This is a genomic window from Vibrio sp. NH-UV-68 (genome assembly GCF_042940635.1).
Taxonomy (GTDB): domain Bacteria; phylum Pseudomonadota; class Gammaproteobacteria; order Enterobacterales; family Vibrionaceae; genus Vibrio; species Vibrio pacinii.
In genome coordinates, this window is record NZ_CP134975.1 from 1,716,935 (window position 1) to 1,736,236 (window position 19,302).

At 45.8% G+C, this 19,302-nt stretch carries 12 protein-coding genes; 3 read left to right on the forward strand and 9 right to left on the reverse strand.

Translation table 11 applies throughout. The features are described from left to right. Positions 1 to 2: 2 nt before the first annotated feature. Entirely contained in the window at positions 3 to 2,888 is a 2,886-nt protein-coding gene (locus ViNHUV68_RS07885) for a diaminobutyrate--2-oxoglutarate transaminase family protein (protein ID WP_391087116.1), read from the reverse strand. Between the two features lie 515 nt (positions 2,889 to 3,403). Next, the gene (locus tag ViNHUV68_RS07890; RefSeq protein ID WP_391087117.1) at positions 3,404 to 6,253 is read right to left on the reverse strand and encodes a hypothetical protein; all 2,850 of its coding nucleotides are present in this window, start codon (positions 6,251 to 6,253) and stop codon (positions 3,404 to 3,406) included. Positions 6,254 to 6,566: 313 nt separating this feature from the next. Between ViNHUV68_RS07890 and ViNHUV68_RS07895 the strand changes: the two genes are divergently transcribed. Beyond that, complete coding sequence (locus tag ViNHUV68_RS07895; RefSeq protein WP_038174600.1) at positions 6,567 to 7,883, forward strand: TolC family outer membrane protein; 1,317 nt, start codon at positions 6,567 to 6,569, stop codon at positions 7,881 to 7,883. A 1-nt stretch (position 7,884) separates the two neighbouring features. Next, positions 7,885 to 8,499, forward strand: coding sequence for an OmpA family protein (locus tag ViNHUV68_RS07900; protein WP_391087120.1), 615 nt, complete (start codon positions 7,885 to 7,887; stop codon positions 8,497 to 8,499). A 91-nt stretch (positions 8,500 to 8,590) separates the two neighbouring features. Here the strand turns inward: ViNHUV68_RS07900 and nhaA are convergent, their stop codons facing one another. The 5 genes from nhaA to ViNHUV68_RS07925 form a co-directional block, all read right to left on the reverse strand. Continuing rightward, positions 8,591 to 9,751, reverse strand: a complete 1,161-nt coding sequence (gene nhaA, locus ViNHUV68_RS07905; RefSeq protein WP_038174598.1) for a Na+/H+ antiporter NhaA — start codon at positions 9,749 to 9,751, stop codon at positions 8,591 to 8,593. A 252-nt stretch (positions 9,752 to 10,003) separates the two neighbouring features. Further along, on the reverse strand, positions 10,004 to 11,125 hold the full coding sequence (locus ViNHUV68_RS07910) for a lipocalin-like domain-containing protein (RefSeq protein WP_391087123.1): 1,122 nt from the start codon (positions 11,123 to 11,125) through the stop codon (positions 10,004 to 10,006). Continuing rightward, on the reverse strand, positions 11,126 to 13,579 hold the full coding sequence (locus ViNHUV68_RS07915) for an FtsX-like permease family protein (protein WP_391087126.1): 2,454 nt from the start codon (positions 13,577 to 13,579) through the stop codon (positions 11,126 to 11,128). It lies immediately after the preceding gene. Next, positions 13,560 to 14,231 (reverse strand): ATP-binding cassette domain-containing protein, encoded by a 672-nt coding sequence (locus ViNHUV68_RS07920; RefSeq protein ID WP_391087129.1) that lies wholly within the window; start codon positions 14,229 to 14,231, stop codon positions 13,560 to 13,562. The genes ViNHUV68_RS07915 and ViNHUV68_RS07920 overlap by 20 nt, the downstream gene beginning before the upstream one ends. A gap of 121 nt (positions 14,232 to 14,352) precedes the next feature. After that, entirely contained in the window at positions 14,353 to 15,723 is a 1,371-nt protein-coding gene (locus tag ViNHUV68_RS07925; protein ID WP_391087132.1) for an MATE family efflux transporter, read from the reverse strand. A 108-nt stretch (positions 15,724 to 15,831) separates the two neighbouring features. Here ViNHUV68_RS07925 and ViNHUV68_RS07930 point away from each other — a divergent pair, with 108 nt between their 5' ends. Then, positions 15,832 to 17,265, forward strand: a complete 1,434-nt coding sequence (locus ViNHUV68_RS07930) for a DUF2867 domain-containing protein (protein ID WP_391087135.1) — start codon at positions 15,832 to 15,834, stop codon at positions 17,263 to 17,265. Positions 17,266 to 17,288: 23 nt separating this feature from the next. On the opposite strand, the gene ViNHUV68_RS07935 is transcribed toward ViNHUV68_RS07930, so the two are convergent. Beyond that, the gene (locus tag ViNHUV68_RS07935; RefSeq protein WP_391090293.1) at positions 17,289 to 17,948 is read right to left on the reverse strand and encodes a DUF2913 family protein; all 660 of its coding nucleotides are present in this window, start codon (positions 17,946 to 17,948) and stop codon (positions 17,289 to 17,291) included. Further along, positions 17,948 to 19,159 (reverse strand): Bcr/CflA family multidrug efflux MFS transporter, encoded by a 1,212-nt coding sequence (locus ViNHUV68_RS07940; RefSeq protein ID WP_391087138.1) that lies wholly within the window; start codon positions 19,157 to 19,159, stop codon positions 17,948 to 17,950. Before ViNHUV68_RS07940 ends, ViNHUV68_RS07935 begins: the two co-directional genes overlap by 1 nt. Between the last annotated feature and the right edge of the window lie 143 nt (positions 19,160 to 19,302).

The following is a 19,302-nucleotide window of genomic DNA, read 5'->3' on the forward strand; positions in this document are numbered from 1 at the left end:
CTTTATTTCGCTAGCTCAACCGCTAGAGTATTAATTTTATTTAGCAAAGATTCGAAGTCCGAGATCTTCAAGCAAGGGTTTAGTATTGTGAATTTAAGGGCCGATTTGCCATCCACAACAGTTTCTCCAAGTACCGCTACACCACGTGTTAGCGCTTCTAGTCTTAGAGTTTTATTGAGTTCATCTAGGTCGGTATTCCCCTGCACTGCGCGGAACAAAACTGTCGACAACGCAGGTTCTGCCAATAACTCCAAACTGTCATTACTGCGCACTAAATTTGCCACTTGCTGAGTTTGGGCCAAGAGATGATCGTACATTTCACCTAAAGTGGCTGGGCCAACATTCTGCATTGTCATAAACACTTTCAATGCATCAAAGCGCTTAGTTGTCGCGATAGACTTGTCGACCAAGTTTGGCAGCTCATCATGTTCACGGTTCAAGTAATCTGCATGGTGCAGAAGAAACTTGAAGTTGGATTTGTCATTGACCAGCAAAGCACCGCAGCTAATTGTTTGGTAAAACAGCTTGTGGAAATCAACGCTTACCGACGCTGCGCGCTCAACGCCTTTAAGACGATTCTTGTGGCTACTTAGAATCAATGCACCACCGTACGCGCCGTCAACATGCATCCACATCTGATGCTTGTCAGCCATATCAGCGATAAAATCAAGATCGTCAATCGCTCCGTGATCGGTTGTACCTGCGGTACCAACGATAGCAAAAGGAATCAAACCTTCAGCTTTTGCCTGCTCAATGGCTGCGTCAAGCTGAGTGACATCCATCGTACCGTCTACGTTGGCATCTACTGCTAAAATCGCTTTTTCACCTAATCCCATCCAAGAGGCGGATTTTTGTACCGTAAAGTGAGATTTCTTTGAACACACAATACGCAGTTTGTCTGCATAGTCAGGAAGACCAAGCTTTTGGATCGAATGTCCCGATAACTTATCGGCAATCCAGTCGCGTGCGAGCATGAGTCCCATTTGGTTACTTTGCGTGCCGCCACTGGTAAAAATACCATCTGACTTTTCGCCTAATTCGTACTTATCACATAACCAATCAACCACTTTTTGCTCGACATAGGTCGCTGATGACGCTTGATCCCAAGAGTCCATCGATTGGTTTAACGCCGCAATCATTGCTTCCGCTGCCACGGCTGGCATTAACGGCGGAGTATGCAAATGCGCAATACAGTTGGGATGTTGGGTAAAGATAGCATTCTTCGCCACAAGGTCCGCGGTTTCGCCAATCACATCGATAAGCGAAGCATTCTTGTTATCGAGGTCAACGGCGTTGATCGCACTTTGCAAAAGCTTAGGATCAAGACCAGAGTATGGCGCGTCTACTTGTTCAAATACCGACTTCATTGTCGCCGTGGTGTGGTTCATCACCTTAGCAAACTCGTGACTTCCCATCTCTCCGGTATGGATAAAGTGCTGCTTCCAACTTTGATTGGCCTGCTCAGCATCGACTTTATTGGCGCCTGAGACTAACATAGCCTCTTCAATCACACGCAGTGCAAAGTCGATCTGCTCAAAAGAGATAATCAAAGGCGCAAGGAAACGAATCACCGAGCCGTCACGACCACCCTTTTCGATCATCAATCCACGCTCTAGCGCCGCACGTTGAATTCTTAGGGTAAGCTCACCATCCGATGCAGGCTCTCCAAACTTGTTCAGTTCATTGCCCGGCTTACGGATTTCAACACCCAGCATCAACCCTTTGCCTCGGACCTCAGCAATACAGTCAACACGTTTTTGGATCGCTTCAAGACCATGACGTAAATATTGACCAGCAATATTGGCATGCTCAACAAGGTTATCACGCTGAATAATTTCAAGAGCCTTGGCGCCTGAAACCATCGCAAGTTGGTTGCCACGGAACGTACCCGTATGCTCACCAGGCTTCCACGTATCATGATCTTTTTTAATCACCAATAGCGACATCGGCATACCACCGCCGATCGCTTTCGATAAGCAGAGCACATCGGGTACGATACCTGCTTCTTCGAAAGCGAAGTTGTAACCTGTTTTGCCAACGCCACACTGAATTTCGTCAAAGATAAGTAGGATGCCATGCTCATCACAAATGCGGCGCAACTCTCGCAGCCAGAACGCTGGAGCAGGGATAACGCCGCCTTCGCCTTGAACGGGCTCTACCACGATAGCGGCAGGCTTCATTATTCCTGCTTCATCATCGTGAAGAAGACGTTCGATATAACGAATGCTCGCTTTAGCGCCTTCATCTCCGCCTAAACCAAACGGGCAACGCAAGTTATATGGGAATGGCATAAAGTGGACGTCAGACATCAAACCTGTACGACGTGCTTTTGTACCTAAATTCCCCATCATTCCCATGGTACCATTGGTCATACCATGGTAGGCACCACGAAAAGCAAACATGGTATTACGCCCAGTCGTCTGCTTAGCCAGTTTAATCGCTGCTTCAACCGCATCTGCGCCTGATGGGCCACAAAACTGAATCACACAGTGATTACCCAATTGCTCAGGCAAAAAGTCTTTAACGGCCTTAATGAACTTGGTTTTCGCTTCAGTGGCGATGTCCAATGTTTGATATGGTAAACCGCTGTCAAGTTGGTCTTTAAGCGCTTGGTTGATCTCTGGGTGGTTATAACCCATTGCCAACGTGCCAGCTCCAGCCAAACAATCGAGAAATAATTGACCACGCGTATCTTCCACGAGCGCCCCGTATGCCTGTTTAATAGCAATAGGGAGTCGACGAGGGTATGAACGAACGGCAGATTCATGCTGCTCTTGGTCAAGAAGAACCTGGTCTGGAGTAAGATCGTAAATACCTTCCAGAACGGGAACCTGAGTAGAAAAAGGTGTTGCGATAAATGAATTATCGACTTCAAAGGCGGTGCTCATGATGTAATCCCTTGAAATAGTTTTATTTCCCTATTCAGAAACCGATTCTAGAATGAGGGCAAAGCAAAGAGTCACGCACTAAAATAAAGTAGCGTGTACGACAAATCGCTCCATCAAAGATGGACTATATACTGGTAATTAAATCAAGGTTCAGTAATGCAACTGTCTTGTAGAACAGGGCATTGAGGAAGAACGAAGCTGATTAATGGTTGTTTTTTATGTGAATTCAATGTTGGGTTTCCCATTCACATGCCGCTAAGCGACATTAGTATCCCGTCTATCGACAAAAGGACTTGTCGATACCTACCCTACGTGATGCTCACTCAGCCCGAATGTCATCACGCGTATCCCCCAGAATATCTTTTCGACTCATCTCCGAGATTGCGGCGAAAATTATCATAAAATGCGACGCACTGGCAATAATAATTTGTCGTCAAGAAGCAAAATTTTTATCTAACTATCAAAACAAAACTGGCCTAATTGAGGCCAGCTTTTGTTACACTTTGCCGTCGAAATTACACAGTATCAGTCTTTAGAATTTGCGTTAACATCTCCATCTCGTTAAGTGTGCCGTTATCAATGAAGACAGCGAAACTTGGATCACTTGCAGCACCGTCAAGTACAATGCTTTGTTCCACCTCATTGTCGATAACCGTTAACACGATATCGCCATCAACGATTTCGCTATCAATCTTGCCAACCAGATCTTCAAGATCAACACTCTCCGCCTCTTCTAAAATCCCGCGTAAGTCGAGTAAGTCTTCTCCGAGGGTAAAGTTATCGACCACATCACTACCGTTATCGATAACGTCATCTAACCAAACAAATACATTATCTTGCTCATCACCTAACATGACTTGATTACCAAGTTCAGCGTTAACCTCACCTGTATCATCAGCACTCACAACACTGTATTCCGGCGAATCAGAGACATCAATGAAGACTGAAGATTCGTTACTCACTGCTAAGTCTGAATCTACGGCAACATAATCGAAGCTGTCATTTTCAGTTATCTCCTGAGTGCCTTGAAGATAGCTTAATACCCAGTTGCCACCTGTCGATGTCATTTCCATTTCGACAACTGGATTGTCTGGTGATGAATAGCTAAATTCGTACAACGTTTCACTGTTACCTACATCACCTTCATCTTTTTGGTAGTGTTCTATATGAGTAGAACCGTCGGCCAAGGTATAAGTGACCGCAACATATACTGCACTGTTAGTAGTAAATGAGCCTCCTAGGCCATCTAGTCCGAAGGTAACAACGCCTAGAGGATTATCTGACAAATTTAACACCAGTGTTTCTTGCATATTCAGGCCTTGGCCGTCTTCATCACCAATACCGAATCCGGTGTGTGGTGTACCCCCGAGATATTGAACTAGCTCCTTATCGTTATTGTCGAGTAATGCTACGCCGATGGTGTTACCATTATCGAGTGTTATCAGGCGCTCGGTATCGCTAACGTAAGCCCCCCAGTTATAAAATCCATCATCATCAAGACTACCAATGATGGTTTCAGGATCGCCACTGTAACCAATTTCGAACGGTTCTCCTTCTCCGGGTACGTAGGTGAAGTTATCCGGGTTAAATAGTTTAGCCGCATCAATCTCTTGTCCTACTACATGCAAGTCTTCAGTGGTGATCACACGGCTTTCGCCGAAATCATCGGTGTAAAGCAAAGTGCCGTATGTAGGTAAAGAGGTGATCATGACATTCAAATCAACCTTATTAAAATCATCATCCTCATCTGAAATGTGGTCAAGGGCTGGATCATCTGAATCAAACACAATCGGTACAAATACCGCATTACCCGCATCAATATTGAAATCTTCCGACACTGGCAATTCGTTTACGTTTTCTTCTTTGAGCGTAACGTTGATCGAGGTGTCGTTGACCCCATCACTGGCGACCACGGTTAACCCATGCTCATTCAATACATTGAGATCTTCATAGTCATTGGTGAACGCTTCGGCGCCCGCCTCAGTGAGAAAAATATTGCCGTTGTCATCAATCATGAAGTAATCCGCGAGTGGATCACCTTCGGCAAAATCTAATCGATAACTAATTGTCACTCCTTCAGGATCGCTTGCTGACACAGACGCGATTCGAGTGCCCTCGACATCGTTCTCATCATAGGCTGGGCTATTTTCCGGATAGCTAAACACATAGCCTTGCTCTTCATCTTCAGGAGGCTGGAACGTCGGCAGCTCATTGACATCGGTTTCTCTTAACGCCACGTTGATCGAGGTGTCGTTGACCCCATCACTGGCGACCACGGTTAACCCATGCTCATTCAATACATTGAGATCTTCATAATCATTGGTGAACGCCTCCGCGCCCGCCTCGGTGAGGAAAATATTGCCGTTGTCATCAATCATGAAGTAATCCGCGAGTGGATCACCTTCAGCAAAATCTAATCGATAACTAATTGTCACTCCTTCAGGATCGCTCGCTGACACAGACGCGACTCGAGTGCCCTCGACATCGTTCTCATCATAGGCTGGGCTATTTTCCGGATAGCTAAACACATAGCCTTGCTCTTCATCTTCAGGAGGCTGGAACGTCGGCGGCTCATTGACATCTTGTTCATTGAGAGTGACAAGCACTTGAGAAATGTTATTGCCATCGCTTGCTTGCACCACTAGCTGGTGCGTATTGATAGCGCCTTGATCTTCAAAATCATTGGTGTAAGCGGCAGCGCCTGCTGATGTTAGAGAAATTTCTCCCGAAACAGGGTCGATGATAAAGAAATCAGCGAGTGGATTACCGTCTTCAAAAACGAGTGAGTAAGTAACACTATCCCCTTCAAGGTCGGTTGCAGAAACAGTGCCAACAACAGCACCCGCTAGTGAGTTTTCATCATAGGAAAAGTTATAACTGTCTAAATCAAATTGCGGAGCTTCTACTTCAGAGATCAATTGCGCCGTGACGAGATCCAATACGGCTAAACTTTGTGTCTCTGACAGCCCCTGTGACTCAAGCCCCGCGGTGTCAAACTGAGTTTGCGCTAAGGTTTCTGCCCCTGTTCGCTCAATCGCACCCGTATTGGTAGGACTCGACCCATTTTGTCCTCCGGCGGCAGTGGCAAATTCATCATTCTGAGTTGGATCGACCCCTTGTTCAATTTGCTCAATTATTGACGCAATTTCGTTATCGAGATCTAAACCAATCCCATCAACGTTATTACCAAATAGCTGAGCATCAATCGTGCTTCCAACTTCTGCTGTCGTATCTTGTCCCACCGTTACGACTACTTCTCCCGGCGCTGGCACCTCACCCGGAAGTAGCGCGCGGATTTCCCCGTTTACATCAATAACCACGCTGGTATTAGCGAGCATTAATGTCGCTAGACTTTTCGCATTCATAACCCAGTTCCCCTGCTGCGTCTATGCTAAATAGTTCCTTCTACCCTATGAGAATGAAAAATTCGCATACCTCTACATGCTAAAAACTAGACCCGTTACTAATGACAATCTAGTTAATAACAAGAAAGTCCTAACGAAATGTGTCGCGGGTTTAAAACTTTTAGAACATTTTATTGACAACAAGCTCACAAAACATCCCCGAGTCAACTAAGATCTTTTTACCTAGCCAGCTTCTTTTACCTAGCTGGCTTTGGGGATTTCTCTGCCCTCATTAAAGCGGACTAAGTCTTGGCACTATAGTAAGGAGGCCACCTTGAACTGGAAAAAGTCACTTGTAGCATGCAGTGTCATTATGGCGACTCATGCGCCATCGTACGCGCAAACACTCGAACAAGCCGTCGCTATTGCCCTAGCAACCAACCCCGAAATTAAAAGTGTTTATAACGAGTTTAAGAGTGCGGTCAAACAAGCCGATGCCTCCAGCGGTGCTTATCTTCCAAGCCTAGACTTAGACGCCGGTATTGGCTATGAAGGCATTGATCCTGCTTCCTCGACTGGGCGCAACGACACAGACTTAACTCGAAAAGAAGCAACTATCAGCCTTACCCAATTATTGTGGGATGGTAACGCCACCTTAAATGATATGGATAGAACCGCCGCAGACGCCGAGTCAATTCGCTATCAACTTTTATCGAATGCGTCCGATCTTGCGCTGCAAATTACTCAAATCTATCTTAACGCAGTAAAGGCGACTGAAGTACTGGCGCTTTCAGAGAGTAACCTCGCTGTGCATAAAGATATCTATCGCGACATCAAGAGACGAGCGACTTCGGGGATTGGCTCAACAGCTGACGTAACCCAAGTTGAAGCCCGTATTGCCAAAGCGCACGGTAATCTTCTGGCCGCGCAGAATAACCTCATCGACACTCACACCCAGTTTAAACGTTTGGTGGGACAAGCCCCACTTGGCCTTATTTATCCTCGTGCCGATGAGTCTAAACTGCCGCTGTCATTATCGGACGCATTAGTCGAAGCCTTCGATAAACACCCTGTTATTCGTATATCTATGGTTGATGTGGATGCAGCCCGCTTCCAATATAAGCAATCAAAAGGCAACTATTTTCCAACATTCTCAATTGAAGCCAGCCAGACATGGCGCGATGATGCAGGCGGTGATCGAGGACAAAGTGAAGAAACCTTAGCCATGCTTCGAATGCGCTACAACTTGTACAACGGTGGTACTGACAGTGACTTATCTGAAAGATCAGCCTACCAACTTAATAAAGCGAAAGATCTCAGAGACGACGCTTATCGACAAGTTGAAGAGAGCCTAAGACTGTCATGGAGCGCATTAGACTTAACCCTACAACAAAAGAACTTCCTTGCTGACCACGTCGATTCGGCATCAGAAACCGTTATTGCCTATAAGAAACAGTATGGTATCGGCCAACGTACCCTACTGGATCTACTTAATACCGAAAACGAACTTTTTGAAGCGAGAAAAGACTACCTTGATGCGCATTACGCTGAGCAATATGCAAAGTATCGTGTGATGAACGCGAGCGGCGGGCTGCTTGATGCATTATTGGTCGACACACCAAAAGAATGGGCAGAGCCAGTGGAGTATTAACATGAAAATCAAACAACTGATTCCTTGTGCACTTATCGCAAGCATACCGTTCGTTATGGTGAACGCGGAAGATGAGTACCGTTATATAGAAACACCCATCGCTGACCAGATTTCTGATCTTACAGACGATGATAAAGATGGCGTTGTTAATGCGCGCGATATCTGTCCTGGAACACCAATGGGTGCGCAAGTTGATAACGATGGTTGTGGTGCTGCGGTCAATGCGCAAGAGGAACGTGAACTAAGAATTCTTTTTGCTAATGATTCTTATGAGATTAATCCTATCTTCGCCAACCAGATCCAAACCATGGCAGAGTTTCTTGAAAGGTATAAATCCGCTTCAATCCAAATTCAAGGTTATGCCAGTCAAGTAGGTGACCCAGATTACAACCTTGAGCTATCGAAGAAACGCGCACATGCGGTCGAAGATCAACTGCTCTCTTATGATGTTGCTCCCAAACGGGTGACCATTGTTGGTTATGGCGAAAATAGGCTCGAAGCTCAGGGTGACGATGAAACCTCTCACGCTCTAAATCGAAGAGTTACAGCAAAAGTGGTTGGACTGAAAGAAGAGGTGATAGAAGAGTGGACAATTTTCACTGTAATCGAAAAATAAATCATAATGTTCATTTGAAAATAAACAAGCGCTCCAGTTGGAGCGCTTGTTTCGTCTAGGAATTAGCACGATGATTGTTGCTCGGAACTACCTACTGAGCGACATTAACGGCTTTCTTTGGTAGTGACAATCGTAACAAGCAATAACCAAGCACGGCAGCCGTCGTCGATCCCATCAAAATACCAAGTCGAGCATAGGTATCAAACTCAGCGTTCGCTTGGCCAAAGGCCAGTGAAGAGATGAAGATTGACATCGTAAAGCCAATACCACACAGCACAGATACCGCAAAAATATGCTTGAAGTTAATCCCTTCAGGTAACTTAGCGATACCCAGCTTCACTGCCGCCCAACTGAATGTATAAATACCTAATGGTTTACCAATCAACAGGCCAAGCGCAATACCGATAGGCAGCGCAGCACCTAAACTATCAATCGAAATGCCCTCAAGAGAAATACCAGCATTAGCAAAAGCGAACAAAGGTAAAATACCGAAAGCGACGTAAGGGTGCAGCGCATGTTCCATATGTTTAAGCGGCGAGTGCTCCCCTTCCTTGCCTTGCAATGGAATAGAAAAACCAATCACAACACCCGCTAAGGTCGCGTGCACACCAGATTTGAGAACCGCGAACCAGAGAATCGCACCGACAATCATATACGGAGTTAACTTAGTGACTTTTTTGTTATTGAGTAAAACTAACGCCGCCGTCATCGCGAAGCCTACCGCAAGCGCTGTGGTAGAAAGATCACCTGTGTAGAAAAAGGCGATAATGACGACCACACCTAAATCATCAATGATCGCAAGCGCGAGTAAAAATACTTTTAAACTAACAGGAACACGATTACCTAGTAATGCCATGATACCAAGCGCGAACGCGATGTCAGTAGCTGCTGGAATTGCCCAACCTTGAATAGCTTGTGGATCGTTATAGTTAAACAGAACATATACGAGGGCCGGAGCCAACATACCGCCGACTGCGGCAATGGCTGGAAAGATTGCGGTTTCCTTAGATTTTAACGCCCCTTCGAGCAGCTCTCGTTTTACTTCCAAGCCAATAAGTAAGAAAAACACAGCCATTAAGCCGTCATTAATCCAATGAGAAACTGACATACCCAGTAAGTAAGTGTGCAGAAAACCTTGGTATGCATCGTTGAGATCAGTATTTGCGATAGTCATTGCGATAGCCGCAGCTATCACAAGAAGTATGCCTCCGGCAGACTCCATTTTGAAAAAATCGCGAATAGCATCAGTCATGATATTGCCCTTATATTAATTATTTACATAAGCGAGTAGCAAAGAATAACTCTGAGTGTATAGAGTAAGCCACCTTGATAATAATCGCTTGTTTAGAGTTGTAACTTCGGAAAAACCGATACAAACAACTTTAAACCACTTATTTTCTTTCAGTAATTATAGGCAATATTGACCATTTTCCCTAGGCAAGTCAAAAACCACTTGTCATTTCCTGACCTGTGGCTCGTTTAAATACTGCTCTACAACGTTGTACTAGTAACCAACTAGCTGCATAAAGCCTTGCGCTTGGTGACTGCCTTGCGTTTCGATGGGGCCTTGCCAATAAGGAAGGGCAAAAGGTAGCCAAAGCTCGTCATTCAGTGTCGTCGCCTCGACATTAATTCCATACTCAGGTACAGCAATTTGCCACTGAGTGGGAATCGATTTTCCGTTAGCGATAACCGTTGTGTTAAGAGGTACGATAGTCAATTGTTCATTATTAAGTTCAATCACTTTACCGTCGTTGCTGGCAAGAGTCCCAAACAGATAGGGTATCTGCTTATCTTGTCTGTACCGACTGACAGATAATGTGGTTTGATTGTCTAAATTGATAACAAACCAATCCCATCCTTGTTGCCCTTGACCAAGCAGACCACTTCCCCACTCTTTGCTCATCCATGCTTTGCCTTCCACTTGAAAAGGTTGGCCGTCATTCAGTTGCAGTTCACCACGTACTGACAAAAAGGGCGCGGTTATCGCGTGCGACGCCACGGGCAGCAAATCGTGTTTCTGTACATAGCCACGCTCTCCAGGTACAACCAAAGGACCCGATGTTGAGGTATGCAAACTTAATTTTAACTGGTCGGTCTCAATGCTCAGCATGCCAGGGAATGGATTTAAACCAAGTGAGCGCCAATACCAATTATCAATCCATATCTTGAAAGGTTTCTGTGACATTCCCGCTTGTCCAATACCACCTCGGGCAATTCTCTGCTCACGCCATACCTGTTGTTGGTTTGATATCACAACGTTAGCAATATAGAGCTGTGAATTTAACCACCCCTTAAGGTTAGTATCATGATTGGCAATCCGGAAATAACTCCATTGCACTGAGTATTGATTACCTTGTTTATCAAACACGTTAGCAAAAAAGTGCCACCAGCTATGTTGATATTCATAATGAAAAGCGAAATCACGCGGTAGAACGACAGGATTATCAGGTAAAACCGGCTCGAATACATTGCCATTAGGTAGGTAGATGTCTTCATTGACAGCAGTGTCGTGACTTTGTGCAAAGAGATCAAAAAAGCGCGATTGAAAAGCGGCAGCGATTAAGACGATGATGGTTATCACAACCAAGGTGGATACTAAACGCCTCTTCACCACAACCTCCATTTACAACGAGTCTCGCAGAGACTTCATGGGTGTGTTTCGAACCATTCTTAAAACGGGGATTGCACCTGCCAGCATCAAAGAGCCCATCGCTAGTGTGACCGAATAAAAGTACTCTTGAGGAATAAATTGCAGCTCAATGGTCCAACCAAATGAATGCTTGATGATAATGTCGACCACAAGGCTCGCCAAAGCCAGCCCGAGAGGCATCGCAATCAGTATTGAGATTGCGCCAAAGACAAACAACTGCAAACTGCCCATCACGATCAGCTCTCGTCCAGACATTCCCAAACAGCGCAATAACGAAATATGCCGTTGACGCGAGATTTCCCCGGCCACTGTCGCAAAGAAAATACCAAACACCGCAATCACCAAAGTAATGTTGCCCAAAGAATCTGCGATAGAGAAGGTTCTATCAAATACACGCATTGCTTGATCATGAATGTAGCCAGTGTCAAAAATGCGTTGAGAGTCGATTCTGAACAGGTTTTCGAGGCGGTGCTGCAATGCTTTTGTCTCTGCTTTAGGGTCAAGCACAACACCTAAGGCAATACTGCCAGTGCCACCAAAAGCATAAAGCCAATTCCGATGAGAAAGCAGTATTTGGTTATAGCGGTTACCATAATCGTAATAAACTCCGCTCACCAACCAGCCATCACCCAATTCACCATTGAGGTTAATGATATCACCGGGACGTATGTCCATTTTAAGCGCCATCGATTCACTGATCATCACGGCTTTGGCTTGATGAAGATAATACCAATAATTAGGAATTCCAAGCTTAACCGTTAACGAGTCAAGTTCGCCTTCTGATGGCCCAGTGCTCACAGCTTGCAACAAACCTTTATCGGTTGATATTTCTTTCTCCCAGCGCCACCAAACCGAATTAACTTCAGGTTGCTCGGTTAACCAAGCACTTATCCTTGTCGCTGATTGACTATTTGGATAGATATACAAGTCGGCAGCTAAACGCTGACTCAGCCATTTGTCGGTTGTATCTCGAAAGCTCCCGACCATGGTTTCGATACCAATATTGGCTGCCATCGCCAACATAAAAGCCATCGTCGCAACCCCGCGATAACTCATGCTCGCAGCCGCATCACCAAAAAACCAACGTGCTTTAACCCAACGAAGCGAGTAAGAAAAACCTTCAAATACCCGCCAGATAATGTAGGGCGTAAACAGTGCCACACTCAGCAGCATCAGCACGATGATTACAAAGCCCAACTCCTGACTTCTTGGCGCCTGATAGATAGCCACCGCTGAGACACAAAAAACACATGCGAGTAATGCTTGGAAGGTAAACTCTTTACCAGTAAAGCGAGTCAGCGACAGCCTTGTGGTTAACCGTGAAGGCGGCGAACGCAGCAGACGAACCAATGGCCATGCACAAGCGGTTACAGCGCCCAATGCCGACATCGCTAGACTATACAAACTTGCGTGCCAACTCCAAGCCACTGACAAACCGACATTGGCATCATAGAGATCGGCCAAGCTTGCCGATACAGAAGGAATCAATTGTTTGGCGAGCAACATACCAAACAAATTACTGCACATCCAACTGACAACGACCAACACAATCAGCTCTAAAAACAGCGCCTGAGCAAGCTGCCAGCCTGAAACGCCCATTTGTCTAAGTAAGCCGACCAAACGCTGACGTTGAGTCAAAGAGAGTGATATTGCTTGATAAAAAATAAACAGTCCGACCAGAAATGCCAGCATCCCCATCGCACTGAGGTTGATATGAAAAGCTTGGGTAAGAGACTCAAGCTCCATACGCGAACTATGGCTGATCTCTATCCCGTTTGGCAACATAGCTCTAAGCATTGCCAACTTCTCTTGTGGCATTTCACTACAAGCAATAAAAGAGATACCAGCACTGCGCTCTATCATGCGTAGTAGTGCAATATCCGCCACGATGCGGGTTCCAGAGATCACGCCTTCCGAATCAATGACAATAGGGCCTATCATGCGACCGTCTTGCAATTGGATGGCGTCATTTGCCTTCCAACCCATATGCGCAGCTAACTCGCTACTGACCATAATGGGATAAGGAGGGCGCATCAAAACCAAAGACTTAAACTGACTAAGTTGAGCCTCTTGCTTGAAATGCATCATGGCCGCAGGGTCAATACCCATTAGAGTAATATCGGTCCCATCGATGGTTTTAACCCGAACATTATCAAACGGCACGCATTGCTGGAAACCATCGCGACGTAGTTGAACGTAAAAACCTTGAGGTATTTTGTTAGGAGAGTGCTTAGAACGAATTCGGTAAGGAAGAGGATTATCAAATAGTTTTTCACCATGCTCATAACTGGCACGAGCATGGTCGTTAATTAAAGTAACACCAACAAGCAATGAGCCGCCAAGTGTCAAACCCAGCCACACCAGCAATATTTGCAACGGATAACGTCGATAGTGACCCAGTAACGCCTTAAGTACGGGCCATAACATGCAATTGCCCTCCTTGCAGCCTCACTTTTCCTTCCATGTGCTCTGCCACACGTTGACTGTGAGTAACCAGTAACAGTGTGCAATTAAGCTGTTTGGTTAGCGATGTCAACAAGCGCATCACCGCTTCGGCATTACGTTCATCGAGACTGCCAGTGGGCTCATCCGCTAATAGCAGTTTGGGTTCCATATACAGTGCGCGTGCAATCGCCGCTCGTTGCTGCTGCCCACCTGAGACTTCTTCAGGGTAACGACCTAGCAGCGGCATCAAATCGAGTGAGGAGAGAATCTGACGCCATAAGCCTTGATCTTCAGGTAGCCCTTTTAACTGACGACAAAAACGAATATTGTCTGCGATATTCAAAGTCGGAAGTAAATTAAACTGCTGAAAAATAAGACCAATATTATTTCTTCGATAAACCGTACGTTTGTTTTCGGTGACCTGATGCATCGAAAAGTCCGGAAACAGCACTTCACCAGAATCGACCGTATCAAGACCTGCGATCAAGTTAAGCAAGGTACTTTTACCTGACCCACTTTCACCCATCAAAGCGATTTGCTCACCTTGCTTCAAAGACAACTCAGCACCTTGTAAAACTGGGTGGAATTCTCCCCCGTCTAAATAGCCTTTACATAGGTCTGTCAGTTGTAACATTGAAACTCTCAATAACGTAAATTTAGGCTGTGAATCTACACTAAATCTCACTCTCAAGAAAGTATTTTGGACTCTAGATCACAGGATATGCACTCAAGTGATATAAAATCACGCCTAACGTCTAATTTTCAATCAAATTTCGAATCCATTTGCGAGTACGGGTGCGATAAAGTGAACCAAACCACTTGATAAGCTCTTCGGTTAAAAACAGCAGATAAATCCACTGCGGCTCCCAACCTAGCCCGATCGCGGCGAACGCCGCTAATGGAATTCCGATCAGCCATTGCGCAACCAAGTCTTGATAGAGGCAGAACTTCACATCGCCGCCAGCACGCAATATGCCAACGATAGTCATCATTGGTACGGAACGCAGAATAATGCTCAAGCTCAATACAATCATAAACTTTTCAGCCAGCGCTCTGGTTTCAGGGGTTAAGGCACTAAAGGCATCCAACACGCTACCCTGCACAAAATAGAGTATTACTGCGACCACAATACCGACGATTAAGCTAAGTAACGTCACACCAATCGCTTGGTAATACACCGCTTCGTAATTTTTGGCGCCAATCTGATTTCCCACTAACACCGCAGCAGCATTAGACATACCAATCAAAAGTGCCAAGGAAATCGACTCAACCGGAGTCATTACCGACAGTGCCGCTAAACCTTGCACACCCGACTGCCCCATGATCGCATGGTAGGCAAACAACCCCCCAGCCCAAGCAAGAAAATTAAACGTAGTCGGTAGAGAGAGTTTAAGAAATTTAATCACTCGTGGTAACTCAATGACCGAGCGAATATCATCAGGGCCAAACGCGAGAAGATGCTTTTTAGCGTACAGATAGCCAAAAAGTGTCGCCACTTCTATCGCGCCACTCAATACCGTCGCGATCGCAGCACCTTTGATTCCCATTGCAGGTATACCGAACTGACCGAAGATCAATACCCAGTTGAGGAAAATGTTCGACACAATCCCGATACCACTAAATAAGGTGCTAATACCAGGCCGATGCATAGCTCGTAGCCCAACAGACATACTGGCAACACTCGCAACTGCAAACATTGTCACAGAAGTAATCACCAAGTACTCACTGCCTAAGCGATTCACTTCAGGATCGTTGGTCGCAAGTCCCATTATCTGTGTCGGGAACAAAATAAACAAAATCGCTGTCAACGCGGCAAAGAGTGTACAAACTAACCAAGTGAGCGCCGTACTTTCACGAACCCCTTGACGATCGCCGGCTCCCCAATACTGCGCCGTCAGCATTGCACCACCAGTGGTGACGCCGACCAGCATAATGGTCGTCACAAACGTGGCTCGAGCGGCTACCCCAACGGCGGCAATTTCAGCCTCGCCGAGCTGACCGAGCATTAAAACGTCAACCAAACTACGGCTCGAAAACATAATGCTTTGTAGCGTTATTGGCATCGCGATCGCAATCAAACGGCGAATAAAATCACCACGGGTGTGGTGTAACACTTGTGAAAACATCGTAGTGACCGTACCTTAAATTGTAACAGCATGAAAAAAGAGAAAAAAGCGGCCGACTATTATATGATCACTCCTGATATGAAACCAATAAAATAACAGAGGGTCGTGATGAAGAATGTGCTGGTTTTAGGAGCTTCTGGTTATGTCGGCTCGCAATTGCTTACCCAGCTGTGCGCCCAAGGTTACAATGTCACGGCTGCCGCACGTCAAATAGACTATTTGCGTGCTCGGGTTGTTCCTCATCCGAACCTGCAACTGAAATATCTTGATCTAGCCGACAAGCAAGCTACTCAAACGCTTATCCAAAACTTTGATTTAGTTTATTTCCTTGTCCATGGCATGGCCCATGGACATGATTTTCTCGACTACGAAATCTCACTCGCAGAGAACTTCAAACAAGCGTTGCTGCAAAGCTCGGTTAAGCACGTGATCTACCTTAGTGCGATTCAACCGCAAACTGGCGATTCTTATCATTTGAAAGCTCGGCGTATGACCGGTGACATCATCCGCCAAGCCAATATCCCTATTACAGAACTTCGCGCTGGAGTGATCATTGGTCCTGGCTCGGCAGCATTCGAAATAATGCGCGATTTTGTTTATAACATGCCGATATTAATCACACCGAAATGGGTCGACTCTAGAGCCAATCCTATCGCCCTAGAAAATCTTAATCACTACCTTCTTGAAATCGCTCAAGAGCAGCCGTCGACTCATCAGCTATACGAAATCGGCGGTCCTGACACCCTTAGCTACCGCGATCAATTTAAAGTAATCGCTAAAGCGGTCAATAAGCCGATCACGATTTGGCCAACATCACTACTGACACCTAAAATGGCATCACGTTGGTTGGGGATTGTGACTTCGGTACCTTCCAGTATCGGCGCTGCTTTGTTGTCAGGCCTAGAGCATGACTTCATTGCTAATTGCGAAGATATTCAAGCTAAATACCCACAGCCTTTGATTCGATTCGAGCAGATGGTCAACAACAGTATTCAGCGCGAAGGAACCTTTGTTCGCAGCAATGTCTGGGGGTTCGACCCTGCAGCATTTTCACGTTGGCAACCCGGATTTGGCTACTACCCAAAACAAACTGGTGCTGAAATAACCACGGACTTAACGACGAAACAACTCTGGCAAATCGTGAAAACAATTGGTAGCCGAGAACAAGGTTACTTCTTTGCTAATAGCCTCTGGCGCACACGTGAATGGCTCGATATTTTCTTTGGCGGCGGTAAACCTATCAGACGCACCCCGCCAGGCCCGGAACTAAAAGTGGGCGATTTTATTGATTCGTGGAAAGTTATTCGTTGTGAAGACGAGGCATTTATCTCACTCTTATTTGGCATGAAAGGGCCGGGGCTTGGCCGACTCGAATTCACTATTCAAGATCTTGGCGATAAAAGAACGTTGAATGTCACCGCGTGGTGGCACCCACAAGGCTTTAAAGGGTTACTTTATTGGTTTGCGATGATGCCAGCGCACCTGTTTATTTTTAAAGGTATGGTTAAAGCCATTGTGCGTAAAGCAAAAGAGCTTCCGTAATGGAAGCTCTTTTATCGTTTCAGCTAGACCGTTAAGCTCAGGGGAATTTCAGCTAACTGGTTACCGCGGTTGGCAGGAAAAATCAGGTACTCACCATGATATTTCACATTTGACTTGTAGTCGGTCACTTTATGCACCATAAAACCTGCCGCTGATGCTTTTTCAATAAAATCAGCATGGTGGCCACGAACAAACCAATTCATCGGTTTGACCAGTTCTTCACCATCAAAGCAGTCGTCACATTGATCCGAGCAAAGCGCCAACGAATTAGAACCTTCGATAAATATCTGCACCTTGCCACAGCCAACCAAAGGCTCTGACGTCGACACTTCCCAACCGTTTGCTTCCATCATATCGAGAAAAGCATCGATCTCTTTATCTTTGATCACACGCTCAGCTTCACCTTGCGGGAAAAACTGCTGATAATAAGTCGAGATCCGTTGGAAGGTTGTCATCAATCCGGCCTGATCGCCTTTTGAGCGACCCATTTTTTGCCAACGAACAAGATCATCGACAACAATACGCGGAAACTGCTGCGATTTAATCGCTTTAGTCACCCAACGTACCAGATAGAGATTGTTAGCCACCGAGCCATTGCTTAGCCTGCCCGCTTTATGCTCTTTAGCAATATCTTCTAGTGCTTGATCCACGAGTTTTTGTATTTCTACGGTATATTGCGACATCACGCCTTTCTTCCATACATCCAATAACACGCGGCCGAAATAATCGAACACGCGCTCATAACTAATACCATTGGCCATGTTACACCGCCTGGCAACCATGCGACAACGGCACCAATGATCGAACCGGTACCAAAACGCAATGTGCCTGCCAGTGAAGATGCTGTGCCTGCCATGGTTGGGTATCCGCTCAAAAGTAGCCCCATACTATTGCTACCTATGGTTGATAGCGTGCCAATAAACATCACAACAAAAATCACGGTCCCCCACAGTCCCCAATCAAATAACCATGTCGCGAACAATCCGAATCCGGCCAACAATTGCACCGCTAAACCAAAGCGCAACATGGTATGTGAGCCAACCTTTTTAACCAAACGTCCATTAATACTTGTCATCACGATCATCGCAATGATGTTCATACCAAACAAGTAACCAAACTGGTCAGGACGCACGCCATAAATATCAATATAAACAAACGAGCCCGCCGTTAGAAAGGCAAACATACCTGCAAACGAAAACGCCCCCGAGAAAATCAAACCAAGCGCTTGAGGGTTTTGGAACAGACGTGAATAGTTTCTTAAGGTATTTCGCAATCTGAACGGTTGCTTATTCTCAGCGCTCAATGTTTCTGGGATCTTCCACAATACCAAAGCAATCACAACCAAAGAGAAGCCGGCTAATATCCAAAAAATGGCTCGCCAACCAAACCAAATAGCAACATAACCACCAATCATTGGCGCGACCAAAGGAGCAAGCGTGACCACTAAAGTGACAAATGACATCGCTCGTGCAAAGTCTTCGCGATCAAACATATCTCGTACGACCGCTTGAATCACAACGGCCGCGGCTGCTCCTGCAAAGCCTTGCGCGGTACGAATCCACATCAATGCTTCAATACCCTCGGTTGTCGCACTGACAACGGATGCTAAAGCAAAGAACAGTATACCTAAAATCAATACTGGGCGTCGCCCGTAGCTATCCGCAAGTGGGCCATGAATAAGCTGCCCAATAGCAAAACCGGCTGTATAAGCGGTCAACGTAATCTGAACGGCGCCTTGTTGCACACCAAGATCGCGAGCAATCGTTGGCATCGCTGGCAAATACATATCAATCGCCAGAGGCGTTAGTGCACCGATGGCACCGAGAACAATAAATAAAAGCAAATTGATTTGTGGCGCATTAACATTAGATGACGGTGAGGTATTCTCGGACATAAGTCTCCTACTCGGCTGTGGATTAGGTGCAGCCTCCTTGCTACAACCAAACAGAATGGAATCGCGGTGCCGTGTATCTTCATCGCGAAGTCACATGACGATCGACACCTAAAAAAAGATATTTGAGCGTTCTATCCTCAAAC